Here is a 13,469-nt window from a genome sequence, read left to right as displayed (position 1 = left end):
GCCTATTTACAAACCTGCCCGCTTTTGTTTATCTTTATAGAAAGATGCAGTTTATCAGTCTATTAAAAAATTAGTTTGTATAAGTATATTGATAGAAGCCACACCAAGTAGAATAGTTTACACTAGAATAGTTTCTGTCACATGTTCTTGGATTTACAATATTCGCCTGAGATGCATCCCAGAAAATTAAGTCACTTGCTCCTCTTTTGTGTGACCAGTAACCATCATCATCTTGTCTGTAAAAATGATAATCTCTACCAGGAGCAAAACACATGCCTACTTTATATGATTTAGCTGCTGGTGTTGATGTCTCACCAATATTATTCCATTTCGTATAACTTTCTATATATGGCATATCTGCCTTTATATAAGTTTCTAATATACTCGTGCTAAGATTTTCTGGTAATAAAGTTTTCCCAGATAAATAACCTGGATTCATCCCTTTATCCCAAACTGTAACAACATTCAATGCATAACAATAACAATTTGTATATGGTTTTACAGAACTACTATTCCAAAAACTTGGATTATAAGGTAATTCCCATCCACTGGTTGGTAATGTTGCCATAATACCCACGTCTTCTGTCTTTAATAAATCAGATTTTTTGTCATTAGTTGTCATTAATGGATCTACTTGAATGACTGTTGAGGCATTTGTATAGTCATTTCTATACTTGTCACTTTGAGTTTCTTCAAAGTTCTTTGGACGATAATTTATCGTTTCTTGCTCTTCTGGAGTTAATTTATTAAACCACTCATACCACTCATCAAGGACAATTGTTTTTTCAAAAGCTTCAAAAGCCTCAGCCAAATTATCATATTGTAAATAATCTTCATTGCTTTCATAATAAGGATTCTCATATGAATCGGCATATACAGGCAATGCAAAGACTAACATCATTATCAAAGATAATAAAAACATTGTTATTCTTTTTTTCATTTTTTTCACCTCGCTAGATTTTTTCTATTATTAAGTATTGAAACCATATTTTATATGGTATACTAATCACAACAAGACTCTACAAATCTCTTCAATTTGGCTTTTGTGGTATTAAGTTCTCAAGTTGTAAGATATTATAGGGTCTTTCAATTTATTTGGCGACCTTATATGTAACATTTCCCTAACCCACTTCTGTTTAATTCTATAACGAAGTATGCTTATTTCTCCCCCTATATTTAAACATACTGTCATGTCTTTGCTACTTCTTTGGTATAAAAACTTATACTCGCTATTCTCCCATTATTTAATATGTAGCAGTAATTGAATTTTCTACATTTTCATATGTTGAACCAACATAAACTTGACCCGTTACTGTAAGCTTGTATGTTTTTCCTTTTACAAAGCTATATGTATTTGATTTTGTAACGAAATTTGAATTTGCACTATTACTTGTTCTGCTTACTTCAGAATATGTTCCGTTTGCATTTTTTTCACTTAAAATAACTGTCATAGATATTTTGGTAACATCCGAATTACCGCTTATTTGCCCCGAATATATACCACTACTGAAGGAAATAGTAGGTATTACCTTTTGTGCATGCTCCCAAAATGGAACAATAATCATATCCTTGTTATCTAACATATCCCCACTACCCGCTGCAGCATAAACATTTGATGCTCCCAACAATATGGCTAAAATCATCATTATTATAGCTGTTTTTCTAATCATACTTTATCCTCCAAATTTATATTTTTCTTTCTACTATTAGTACGATAAAATTTGGACAATCGTTACAAGTTTTATCAGAAAAAATATGAAAATATCGTAACATTTTTTGTTTACTTTAAGCTTTTTACCATTCTTATTATTTCTATTAAATTTCTGTCTGAACTTATGTTATATAAGATATTTCCATCGGTCCAGATTATACTTACATAGTTATCTTCAATACCCATAAATAAATAAGCTTCATTGCCGTTAATTTCAATAATTTCATAATCAGTATATTCGTTATCAATAAATGTTTCATTTTTATCCGTTACAACTGTTGCATTAAATACAAGGTTCTTTCCCTCTTCATTTTTATACACGTATATTTTAAAGCTGTCATAATCTTCAGATTCGGATAGTTCAAAACCTTCGGGTATATATGCGGGTAGCTTTATTTTTGATTCATTCAGTATTTCTTCGGCTGACTTATTGCTTGTATTTTTGAAAATAAATCCGTTGTGGTCTTCATACCATTCAACCACTGTATTGATAACTGCCTTCTGTACTGCTTCTACAGTCATTAGTGTTCCAAATCCGATTGATATGATAACAGATACAAATACTGCAATTTTTTTGCTGTAAACGTATGCACTTCTTAAAATTCTTTTATGCTTTTGCTTTTTAAGCAATTTTTTCATCTTGTTTTCAAAGGTTGCAGAAAAATAAACATTCTCTTTAATTTGTTCCTCTGTTGGCATTTCATTAATTTCTTTTATTGCACTTTCTTTTACAGCGTAGGACAGTAATACCTCAAAAAGTTTTTCCTTTTGTTTCTTGTTTAACTCCATTTATTCCAACTCCTGCTCATATTTTTTCTTAACCTGCTGTCTGGCTCTGAAAATTCTAATTCTTACAAGGTTTTCTGATAAGTCTAATATTTCAGAGATTTCTCTATGGCTATACCCATACAATATGCTTAACTCTAAGGGTATCCTGTAAATTTCATCAAGTTCCGTGATAATTTCCATAAGACACTTTACTCCCTGAACAGACATAACTTTATCAAACACATCATCCCGAAGTTCTACATTTGTATCTGAAATATCGTCAATAGGAATATTTTTAACTTTATCGTTCTTCCTTATCATGTCTATGGATTTATGCCTCACAATTAGTACGAGAAATCTCCTGAGTTTGTTACAATTTTTCAGAGAAATTTTTGAAATAATTTGAATTATTTTTATAAATGACTCGTGAACAGCATCCTCCGCCATGTGTTCATCCTTTAATACCTGACTTGCCTCATATAGCATTGTGTACCTGTAATTTGTATAAATGTATTCGAACTTGTCCTTGTCTTCCTGATTCTCTATCAGTGATAAATAAAATATCATAGTCCCTCCCTATGCAAAATAATTTAAAGCTTATATTAATTATACTTTTGTTTGCAGATTATTACAATTATTGAGTATGCATTTAGATGATGTTAAATTTAAACATTAATAAAAGGATTAACCATACAATAAATGCATGAGTCAATCCTTTAATTTTATCAGTTCTTTAAAATTTTCTTTAAATATTGCCCCGTGTAGGATTTTTTTACTTTAGCTACTTTTTCAGGAGTTCCTTCTGCTACAATTGTTCCTCCTCCATCTCCGCCTTCAGGACCTAAATCAATAATATAATCTGCTGTCTTAATTACATCTAAGTTATGCTCTATAACAACTATTGAATTGCCCTGTTCCACAAGCTTGTTCAGAACGTCTATAAGCATGTGTATATCAGCCATATGAAGTCCCGTTGTGGGCTCATCAAGCACATACAATGTCTTGCCCGTTCCTCTCTTGCTCAATTCATATGCAAGCTTTACACGCTGCGCTTCTCCGCCTGATAATTCGGGTGATGGCTGCCCAAGCTTGATATAACCGAGTCCCACATCCTGAAGCGTCTTAATCTTATTATGAATTTTAGGGATATTTTCAAAGAATTCCAAAGCTTCATCTATTGTCATATCCAGCACTTCAGATATGTTTTTCCCCTTATATTTTACTTCTAAGGTTTCCCTGTTGTATCTTTTGCCCTTGCACACCTCACAGGGTACATATACATCAGGTAAAAAGTGCATTTCTATTTTTAATATACCGTCACCGCGGCACGCCTCGCATCTGCCGCCCTTAACGTTGAAGCTGAATCTGCCTTTTTGATATCCTCGTTCCTTAGCTTCAAGTGTCATGGAAAATACATCCCGTATATAATCAAATACGCCTGTGTAAGTTGCAGGATTTGATCTTGGTGTCCTACCGATAGGTGATTGATCTATAGTAATAATCTTGTCTATATTTTCAACACCTAACATTTCATCATAAGCTCCCGGTCGGTTGCTGTTTTTGAACAATTTCTGATGAAGTCCCTTGGATAAAATTTCATTTATCAATGAGCTTTTACCCGAGCCGGAAACACCTGTAACGGCACACATCAATCCTAATGGAATTTTTACATCAAGATTCTTTAGGTTATTTTCTCTTGCACCTTTTATTTCAATGAATTTATCTGCTTTTCTTCTGACTTCGGGTACATCTATTTTCTTTTTGCCGCTTAAATATTGACCTGTTATAGAATTTTCATTATTTTTTATTTCGTCATATGTTCCGAATGCAACAACCTCTCCCCCATGTATTCCTGCTCCGGGACCGATGTCTAAAATATAGTCGGAGCTTTCCATAGTTTCTTCATCATGCTCCACCACTATGAGGGTATTTCCTAAATCTGTGAGATTTCTGAGCGTTTTTATAAGCATACTGTTATCTCGCTGATGAAGTCCGATGCTCGGCTCATCAAGCACATACAATACTCCCACCAAGCTTGACCCGATTTGAGTTGCCAATCTTATACGCTGCGACTCTCCGCCTGACAACGTACCTGCGTTTCTTTCGAGTGTTAAATAATTCAAACCAACATCTGATAAAAATTGTAATCTTGAATTAATTTCTTTTATTATCTGACTTCCGATTATTTTGTTTGTTGGGCTTAGCTCTAATTCCTCAAAAAACTTTAAGCTTTTTATAACTGAAAGCTTCGTCACTTCATATATGTTTTTATTTCCAACCTTTACGGCTAAGCTTACAGGGTTTAACCTTGCTCCGTGACATTCGGGACAAGGGTTTTCCTGCATATATTCCTCTATCCATTCCCTCATTTCAGGAGATCTTGTTTCCATGTATCGTCTTTGGAGATTGTTAACAACTCCTTCAAATTCTCTTATATATGTTCTTGGTCCCTGAAATTTACTTACAAACTCAACGGTTACTTCTCTGCCGTTCGTACCGAAAAGTATTTCATCAATAAATTCCTTTGGAGCTTCAGATAATGGCTTATCGATATCGAATTTATGGTAGACAGCTATGGCCTTAAATATTTGATAGTAGTAGCCGTCTTCTTCAGAGCCGAAAGGTGCGATTGCTCTTTCTGCTATTGTCTTTGTATAATCCGGAATAACTAAGCTTGGATCAATTTCTCTGTTTACTCCCAAGCCGTTACAAACCTTGCATGCACCGATAGGATTATTGAAGGAAAACATCCTTGGAGATATTTCTCCAAAACCTATGCCGCAATCCGTACATGCAAATTTTGTGCTCATTAACAGCTCTTCCTGACCCATAACATCTATAAGAACCATGCCGTTTGAAAGCTCAAGTGCGGTTTCTACCGAGTCAACAAGACGTTTTTGTATTCCTTCTTTAATTATTAGTCTGTCTATAACTACTTCTATGGTATGCTTTTTATTTTTTTCTAACTCTATTTCTTCTTCTAATTCATATAGCTCGCCGTCAATTCTGACTCTTACGTAGCCGTCTTTCTTGATGTTCTCAAGAAGCTTTTTATGTGTACCTTTAGCCCCTTTAACCATTGGAGCTAATATTTGTATTCTTGTTCTTTCCTCGTATTCTAAAACTTTATCGGTTATCTGATCCACCGTCTGCGTTGTTATGGGTTTTCCGCAATTCGGACAGTGGGGTGTTCCTACTCTTGCAAACAGTAGCCTGTAATAATCATAAATTTCGGTAACTGTACCTACTGTGGAGCGAGGGTTTTTGCTGGTTGTTTTTTGGTCTATGGAAATTGCCGGTGACAATCCTTCTATAAATTCAACATCCGGTTTATCCATTTGTCCTAAAAACATTCGGGCATAAGAGGATAAGCTCTCAACATAGCGTCTTTGCCCTTCTGCATATATGGTGTCAAAAGCAAGGGATGTTTTCCCCGAACCGCTGACTCCCGTAAAAACAATTAATTTATCTCTTGGAAGCTCAACGTTAATGTTCTTAAGATTGTTCTCCTTCGCTCCTCTAATTATAATTTTATCCATTTGTTATCCTTTCGTTATTATGAGATCCTTCGCTGCGGCGGATGATATTGTATTTACGATAGTAGTTTTAATTCCTTGATTTCGTCTCTCAACCTGGCAGCTTTTTCAAACTCTAAGTTTTCTGCTGCAATTCTCATTTCTTTTTCAAGTTCTATGATATAAGCAGACAAGTCCTTGATTGCTTCACCTTTTACAGTGTATTTTTCTTCGCCTTCAGCAACCTTGGTTGCTTCAATTACATCACGTACACTCTTAATAACTGATTTAGGAGTTATGTTGTTCTCCTTGTTATATTTATCCTGTATTTCTCTTCTTCTGTTTGTTTCCCTGATTGCTCTGTCCATGGAGCCGGTGATTTTATCTGCATACATTATAACTCTGCCGTCCACATTACGGGCAGCTCTGCCGACAGTCTGTATAAGGGATGTCTCGGAGCGCAGGAATCCTTCCTTATCAGCATCAAGTATTGCTACAAGTGATACCTCAGGTAAATCCAGTCCTTCTCTTAACAGATTAATTCCGACCAATACATCAAATTCACCCAATCGTAAGTCTCTTATTATTTCCATTCTTTCTAATGTATCTATATCCGAATGCAGGTATCTTACCTTTATGCCGGTATTTTTAAAGTAAAATGTCAAATCCTCCGCCATTTTCTTCGTGAGTGTGGTTACCAATACTCTTTGATTTTTATCTGTTGAAATTCGTATTTCATTAATTAAATCGTCTATTTGGTTTTCAACAGGTCTCACATAAATAGGCGGGTCCAGCAAACCGGTAGGACGTATAATTTGCTCCGTTACATTTTGTGAGTGCTCCCCTTCATACGGCCCCGGTGTTGCACTTACAAACACAACCTGATTAATGATTTTTTCAAACTCATCAAATTTCAATGGTCTGTTATCAAGTGCCGACGGCAGTCTGAATCCATAATCAACCAAGGTTGTTTTTCTTGCTCTGTCTCCGTTGTACATACCTCTTACCTGCGGAACGGAAACATGGGATTCATCTATTATCATTAAGAAATCTTTCGGGAAATAATCTAACAAGGTAAACGGTCTTGTGCCCGGTTTTAAATTATTGATATGTCTCGAATAGTTTTCTATACCGTTACAGTATCCCATTTCCGTGAGCATTTCCAAATCATAGTTTGTCCTTTGCTCCAATCTTTGCATTTCTAAAAGCTTATTTTCACGTTCAAAATTCTTTAATCTTTCTTCTAATTCTTCTCTGATGCTTATAACGGCTCTTTTTACATTTTCTTCTGTCGTTGCATAGTGAGTTGCAGGAAAAATTGAAATATGATTTCTTCTGCCTAATATTTCTCCTGTAACCGTATTTATTTCCGTTATTCTGTCTATTTCATCACCAAAAAATTCAACCCTTATGGCATTTTCGGAGGAGGATGCAGGGAATATTTCCAAGGTATCTCCCCTCACTCTGAAGGTTCCTCTGGTAAAGCTTATATCATTTCTTTTGTATTGAATTTCAATGAGCTTTCTCATTGTTTCGTCTCTGTCCTTCTGCATTCCCGGTCTGAGAGAAATAACCAGGTTTTCATAGTCAACCGGGCTTCCCAATCCGTATATACAGGAAACACTTGCTACGATTACAACGTCTCTTCTTTCGAAAAGGGAAGCTGTTGCAGAGTGTCTTAATTTATCTATTTCGTCATTGATGGATGCATCTTTTTCTATAAATGTATCACTGCTCGGCACGTATGCTTCCGGTTGATAATAGTCATAATAGCTGACAAAATATTCAACCGCATTGTCAGGAAAAAATTCCTTAAACTCCGAGCATAGCTGAGCCGCCAATGTTTTATTATGAGCTAAAACGAGGGTAGGTTTTTGTACTTTTTCAATTATATTAGCCATGGTAAAGGTCTTACCCGACCCGGTTACACCCAAAAGTGTTTGGTGTTTTAAATTATTATTCAATCCGGCAACTATACTTTCTATTGCTTCAGGTTGATCTCCGGTTGGCTTGAAATCCGATTTTATTTTGAATTGACCCATACTTCACCTCATCTCTCTAAACGTATGTTCGTATTATATATCTTTTGAATATATAAGTCAATAAAAAAACTTTCGCAAGAACTTCAAAAAATGGTATTAAACTTAAAGAACCGACAGGATATGTTCCTGTCAGTTCTCTTTTAATCTTAATCAAATGCTTATTTAGTTAAAGCCTTTTTAATTCTTTCTATTGCGTCGTCCATTTCTTCATAGGATATTGTGATAGGTGGCGCAAAACGAATCGTTCTTTCATGAGTTTCTTTAGCAAGAACTCCGTTTGCCATAAGCTTCTTAACATATGGTGCAGCATCCATCTTAAATTCAACACCAACTAAAAGTCCTCTTCCTCGTATATCAACAATATCCTCATTTTTAATTTCTCTTATTTTAGACATGAAATAATCGCCTTTATCTTTAGCCATCTTAGGATAATTATCTCTTACTAATATTTCCATAGCCTTTATAGAAACTGCCGCTCCTAATGGATTGCCGCCAAATGTTGATCCGTGTGTCCCGGGCTTAAATACTCCAAGTATATCTTCATTTGCTGCTATTGCTGATACCGCAATTATTCCGCCGCCTAATGCCTTACCAAGAACATATATATCAGGTACAACACCTTCATATTCACAAGCAAACATATTACCTGTTCTTGCAAAACCTGTTTGAACCTCATCAGCTATGAACAATACATTGTTTTCTTTACAAACTTCATATGCTTTTTTGAAGAATCCTGCCGGAGGAATTATAACTCCTGCTTCACCTTGTATTGGCTCAGCTATAAAAGCAACCGTATTTTCATTAATTGCTTCTTTAAGCTGTTCAACATTTCCGTATTCTATAACCTTAAATCCGGGAGTAAATGGACCATATCCTTTTCTTGCTTCCTCATCAGTACTCATTGAAACTATTGTAATTGTTCTGCCGTGAAAATTTTCTGAGCATACAATTATCTCTTGTTTCCCATCCTCTACACCTTTAACGAAGTTACCCCATTTTCTTGCTGTCTTTAAAGCAGTTTCAACAGCTTCGGCACCGGTGTTCATAGGTAATACCATTTCTTTGCCTGTAAGTTCGCACAGCTTTTCCATCCAATCGCCCAATACGCTGTTATAAAACGCTCTTGATGACAAAGTTAGTCTGTCTAATTGATCTTTAGCAGCTTGTATTAATTCAGGATGATTATGTCCAAAATTCAAAGCAGAATATGCACTGAGCATATCATAGAACTTTTCACCCTCCGGATTTGTTACATTAACATTTGCCGCTGCATCAAATACTACTTCCTTTGGTTTGTAATTGTGAGCACCGTATTTTTCCGTCTTTTGTATTACTTCTTTTGATTTACCCATTTGATGACCTCCTGATTTAAATTTATATTTATTTCTTTTTTAGAATGTTTATACGTTTTTATTAAATTAATTATATATAATCTTAATATCAATGTCAATACGTAAGATACGATACAAAATAATGCAACTTATGGTAATAAAACCAATAAATAATCAAGCTAATCATAAAACACATAGGTTATAATTACCACTTTATTTACTTAGTGCAATTATTTCACCTTGAACCTTATCGTCTGAAATTTTTATAATTCCAAAGCTCTCATGTGTATTACTTTAACATCAAAAAGAGCAATTAAATTCAATAATTGCTCTTTCACACATATATATTTTCTCTCTTAAATTATTTTATTTCTTATGCTAATGTTATACCTATAATAAAATATCCTATAACAGATATTGTTGCTGCTGTCAAAGCATATGGTAACTGTGTTTTAACGTGGTCTATATGGTCAGAGCCTGATGCTAGTGATGACAATATGGTTGTATCGGATAATGGAGAGCAATGATCTCCAAAGCACCCTCCGCCCATAACAGCTGCAACTGTTCCATATATTATAGCATTAACAACTCCACCTGTTAATTGGAAAGCTAATCCGACACAAATTGGTGTCATTATAGCATATGTGCCCCATGAAGTTCCCGTAAAAAATGAAATGAATGCACATAGCAGGAATGTTAAAGGTAATAGGAAAGTTGGTGTCATCCATGATTCAGTAGCACCTATAACAAATTGGGCTGTTCCTAATTCTTTGCTTATTGCATTTAAACAATATGCTAAAGCTAATATCAACATAGCTGACATAACACTTTTAATACCTTCTACTGCAGTTTCAACTAATTCACTTAATGTACCCATTTTTTGAATTAACATAACCACGAATTGATATGCTACTGCTGCAACAAAAGCTTCTAATGTTTTAGCAGAGCCCATAACTATATATGTGCCTAATGTAACCGAAATAATAATTAAAGCCGGAGCAAAGAAATTCAAAAACAAGTTTGAAGTAATTCCTTCATTAGGTTTAATTTTGTCTAATTCATTGCTTAACAATGGTTTTGCTGTATCACTTACAACTTTTCCTTCTTCTCTTGCCCTTCTTTCTGCCTTTTTCATTGGACCAAAGTCAGGTATTATACCTATTGCAATTACACCTACCAACAACATTGATACTATCCCATAAAAATTAAATGGTACCATTCTTATAACTGATTCCATTGCCATATCTGAGTTTATAATTGGACCTAATCCAACTAAAAGACCAGCCATGTATATACCCCATGATGAAAATGGAATTAATGTGCATATTGGAGCAGAAGTGGAATCACAAATATATGCAAGTTTTTCTCTTGATACTCTTGCTTTATCTGTAATTCCTCTCATTACTGTACCTACATACAGTGGGCTAAAGTAATCGCTAAAGAATATAAATATACCAAGTAACCATGATACTACTTGAGCACCTTTAGCTTTAATATTGAACTTTCCGATTTCTTTTGCAAATGCTTCAATTGCGCCTGATTTTTGAAACAAGGCAACCATCATACCTATAAATACTTCTATACATATAACCCAAATGAAGTCTGCATTTCCTAAAGCACTTTGTAAAATAGAAGTAAATCCTAATAATAAATTTTGACCTGTTACTAAAATTCCTACTAACACACCTATTAAAATTGAAAACAAAGCATCTCTGGTTATAAAAGCTAAAACAAGAGCAACTAATGCCGGTGCTAAAGATAAAATTCCATAGTCCATATAACGTTCTCCTTTTAATTTTTTTATATGATCCCGGGAATAGACCCGGGATTATAACTAAAATTCTTGTACAATCTTTTCTTGTGGTACTAACTCTAAATTATGTTTTATAGCAGTTTCTCTTAGTGTTAATTTTCCTTTGTAGCATGTTAAACCCTTTAACAAATGCTCATTTTCTTTAAGTGCTTTTTCGCAGCCTTTATTAGCTATTTGTAATGCATAAGGCAATGTAGAATTTGAAAGTACTATTGATGCTGTTCTTGCAAAAGCAGATGGAACATTATCAACACAATAGTGCATAATATCTTCTACAAAATAAATTGGATCATCATGTGTTGTTGAACGGCATGTTTCAATAGCACCATTATCATCACAGGCAATATCGACAATCATTGAACCTTTTTTCATTAATTTTAAATCTTCTTTATATACAAGATGATCTTTACGTGTTTTATTCCATAAAATACAATTCATAAGAACATCCGTTTCTTTTAAGCATCTTAATAAATTAGCCCTGTTTGAATACAAGAATTCAACATTAGTTGGTAGTTTTGCTTTTACTTCATCCATAATTTCCTTATCTACATCTAATATTATTACCTTGTTTCCTAAACTTGCAGCTATTTCAGCAGCTCCTAAACCTGAATTGCCGCATCCTCCTATAATTGTTACAACCGGAGTGTCAACTCCGCTAACTCTATTAAATAGAATTCCTCTGCCGCAATGTACTGATTGTCCATAATGCAGAGCTGATAGAAATCCACCCTTTCCGGCTAATTCGCTCATAGGGCTTAACAATGGAAACTTACCGTTTTTATCCGTTACATCTTCATATGCGATTCCAATAATTTTAGATTTTAGCATTTCATGCGTCATATCTAAATGTGCATTTGAATGAAGGTATGTGTACACAATTAATCCTTCTCTTAAATATTTGTATTCTGCCGGTAATATTTCTTTTACCTTATAAATCATTTCTGATGCTTTCCATATAGTTTCTGCATCTGCTATTTCTGCTCCTGCTTTTTCGTAATCTTCATCAGTATATCCGCTGCCAAAGCCAGCATTATGTTCTACGTAAACCTTATGTCCTTTTTTTGCAAGCTCAGCAACACCTGAAGGTACGGCTGAAACTCTGTACTCATTGTTTTTTATTTCTTTTAATACGCCTATAATCATTAACATGTCCTCCTAAATGCATAGTACAAAATTAAAGAATTTCTTTTATTTCTTCTAAACTATACTTCGACAGCCCAATTCCCTCCATTGTTCTGGCTTTTTCTGCTTTATAGTCTCTATCCATTATTACTGAAACTAATTTTAATACTGCATCCATAACAGGTGTTTCAACACCTATCTGGTTAGCTAAATCACTAAAAAATACTAATCCAAAACCTGCATCTTCATTAAAATATCTGTAATCTAATGATGGTTGAGCCTTAATACCTTTAAATCCAGGTGCCTCAGAATAACCAGTATCATATGTTGGTTCTGCTTGATAACCTTGTTCCATTCCTAATATAGGATCAGGAATTACAGTAATACCTAATTTTTTACCTATCTTAATTCTTTCTTCATCAACTGCTTTCATCAGTCTGCCTACTGATTGAGTTACACCTTCTTCATAAAAATAGAATTCTCCATTTGTTCTTTCAATTAAAGCAGCGTTTAACAAAGATACTGCAGGATGTATTACTGGGTTAGCATTCTGTAAAGTTGTTTTTAAAACATTTTCTGCTTTTTTTATGGTATTAAATACAGGCGCTAAAACACCATATATTTCATCTGTATATTTAGTTGGAAGGGCTGCTAAAAAATAACCCCCTTTCAGCCTATTGTAAACAGCTATTTTGGCATCACCAATTATTCTTACTGCATACGGCAATGTAGATGTTTCTGCAACAATTACTGAATCATCCTTAATATCAAGTCCTAATGCATTTTTAAATACAATACTTCCTGCACAAGAACTAGGGCATACAACATATTTCTGTCCGGGCTTAACATATGGTTTGCAGGCTTCACCAAATGGCTCAGTACTGTATGCAGGTCCAACTGCAAAAATTAATTCAGCATCTGATACAACCTTAGAAATATCATGTCCTGCATAAGTTATTTTTTGAAATCCCTCTAATTCCCCTTCTGAATATATTCCGCCGACATTGTTAATTTGCTCAATATTTTTAGGAAATTGCTCAAAATCGAAAATACTCACTTCATGTCCAGCTTTTGCCCATTCAAATGCTGTGGCAAGAGCTCCATTCCCAGAACCTAAAACAGCTACTTTCATTTATTGCCTCCTGAATTTTGAATTTATATTTTCAC

10 protein-coding genes are annotated in these 13,469 nt (G+C 34.5%); all 10 read right to left on the bottom strand.

What is annotated here, in order from left to right; all coding sequences use genetic code 11:
- Positions 1 to 70: 70 nt before the first annotated feature.
- The 10 genes from RT412_RS01395 to RT412_RS01350 all read right to left on the bottom strand — a co-directional run bounded on the left by RT412_RS01395 (position 71) and on the right by RT412_RS01350 (position 13,434).
- Entirely contained in the window at positions 71 to 940 is an 870-nt protein-coding gene (locus RT412_RS01395; RefSeq protein ID WP_313339565.1) for a hypothetical protein, read from the bottom strand.
- Positions 941 to 1,244: 304 nt separating this feature from the next.
- Positions 1,245 to 1,670, bottom strand: a complete 426-nt coding sequence (locus RT412_RS01390) for a hypothetical protein (RefSeq protein ID WP_313339563.1) — start codon at positions 1,668 to 1,670, stop codon at positions 1,245 to 1,247.
- 110 nt (positions 1,671 to 1,780) lie between these two features.
- Positions 1,781 to 2,500: a DUF4367 domain-containing protein gene (locus tag RT412_RS01385; protein ID WP_313339561.1), complete on the bottom strand. Its 720-nt coding sequence runs from the start codon at positions 2,498 to 2,500 to the stop codon at positions 1,781 to 1,783.
- Complete coding sequence (locus tag RT412_RS01380; protein ID WP_313339558.1) at positions 2,501 to 3,046, bottom strand: RNA polymerase sigma factor; 546 nt, start codon at positions 3,044 to 3,046, stop codon at positions 2,501 to 2,503.
- 158 nt (positions 3,047 to 3,204) lie between these two features.
- Positions 3,205 to 6,018 (bottom strand): excinuclease ABC subunit UvrA, encoded by a 2,814-nt coding sequence (gene uvrA / locus RT412_RS01375; protein ID WP_313339556.1) that lies wholly within the window; start codon positions 6,016 to 6,018, stop codon positions 3,205 to 3,207.
- 53 nt (positions 6,019 to 6,071) lie between these two features.
- Positions 6,072 to 8,036 (bottom strand): excinuclease ABC subunit UvrB, encoded by a 1,965-nt coding sequence (uvrB, locus tag RT412_RS01370; protein WP_313339553.1) that lies wholly within the window; start codon positions 8,034 to 8,036, stop codon positions 6,072 to 6,074.
- 158 nt (positions 8,037 to 8,194) lie between these two features.
- Positions 8,195 to 9,388 (bottom strand): ornithine--oxo-acid transaminase, encoded by a 1,194-nt coding sequence (rocD, locus tag RT412_RS01365; RefSeq protein WP_313339551.1) that lies wholly within the window; start codon positions 9,386 to 9,388, stop codon positions 8,195 to 8,197.
- A gap of 352 nt (positions 9,389 to 9,740) precedes the next feature.
- Positions 9,741 to 11,144 (bottom strand): Na+/H+ antiporter NhaC family protein, encoded by a 1,404-nt coding sequence (locus RT412_RS01360; RefSeq protein ID WP_313339549.1) that lies wholly within the window; start codon positions 11,142 to 11,144, stop codon positions 9,741 to 9,743.
- Between the two features lie 57 nt (positions 11,145 to 11,201).
- Entirely contained in the window at positions 11,202 to 12,323 is a 1,122-nt protein-coding gene (locus tag RT412_RS01355) for an alanine dehydrogenase (protein ID WP_313339548.1), read from the bottom strand.
- A 31-nt stretch (positions 12,324 to 12,354) separates the two neighbouring features.
- On the bottom strand, positions 12,355 to 13,434 hold the full coding sequence (locus RT412_RS01350; protein ID WP_313339545.1) for an NAD/NADP octopine/nopaline dehydrogenase family protein: 1,080 nt from the start codon (positions 13,432 to 13,434) through the stop codon (positions 12,355 to 12,357).
- Positions 13,435 to 13,469: the final 35 nt, after the last annotated feature.

Source organism: Sedimentibacter sp., from assembly GCF_032080165.1.
Classification (GTDB): domain Bacteria; phylum Bacillota; class Clostridia; order Tissierellales; family Sedimentibacteraceae; genus Sedimentibacter.
Note: the sequence above shows the minus strand (reverse complement) of the source record. Positions and strands in the feature narration are given on the sequence as shown.

Excerpts from the sequence above, each read along its gene's own strand:
- RT412_RS01395 (WP_313339565.1), bottom strand. The coding sequence starts at position 940 with ATGAAAAAAAGAATAACAATGTTTTTATTATCTTTGATAATGATGTTA.
- RT412_RS01390 (WP_313339563.1), bottom strand. The coding sequence starts at position 1,670 with ATGATTAGAAAAACAGCTATAATAATGATGATTTTAGCCATATTGTTG.
- RT412_RS01385 (WP_313339561.1), bottom strand. The coding sequence starts at position 2,500 with ATGGAGTTAAACAAGAAACAAAAGGAAAAACTTTTTGAGGTATTACTG.
- RT412_RS01380 (WP_313339558.1), bottom strand. The coding sequence starts at position 3,046 with ATGATATTTTATTTATCACTGATAGAGAATCAGGAAGACAAGGACAAG.
- uvrA (WP_313339556.1), bottom strand. The coding sequence starts at position 6,018 with ATGGATAAAATTATAATTAGAGGAGCGAAGGAGAACAATCTTAAGAAC.
- uvrB (WP_313339553.1), bottom strand. The coding sequence starts at position 8,036 with ATGGGTCAATTCAAAATAAAATCGGATTTCAAGCCAACCGGAGATCAA.
- rocD (WP_313339551.1), bottom strand. The coding sequence starts at position 9,388 with ATGGGTAAATCAAAAGAAGTAATACAAAAGACGGAAAAATACGGTGCT.
- RT412_RS01360 (WP_313339549.1), bottom strand. The coding sequence starts at position 11,144 with ATGGACTATGGAATTTTATCTTTAGCACCGGCATTAGTTGCTCTTGTT.
- RT412_RS01355 (WP_313339548.1), bottom strand. The coding sequence starts at position 12,323 with ATGATTATAGGCGTATTAAAAGAAATAAAAAACAATGAGTACAGAGTT.
- RT412_RS01350 (WP_313339545.1), bottom strand. The coding sequence starts at position 13,434 with ATGAAAGTAGCTGTTTTAGGTTCTGGGAATGGAGCTCTTGCCACAGCA.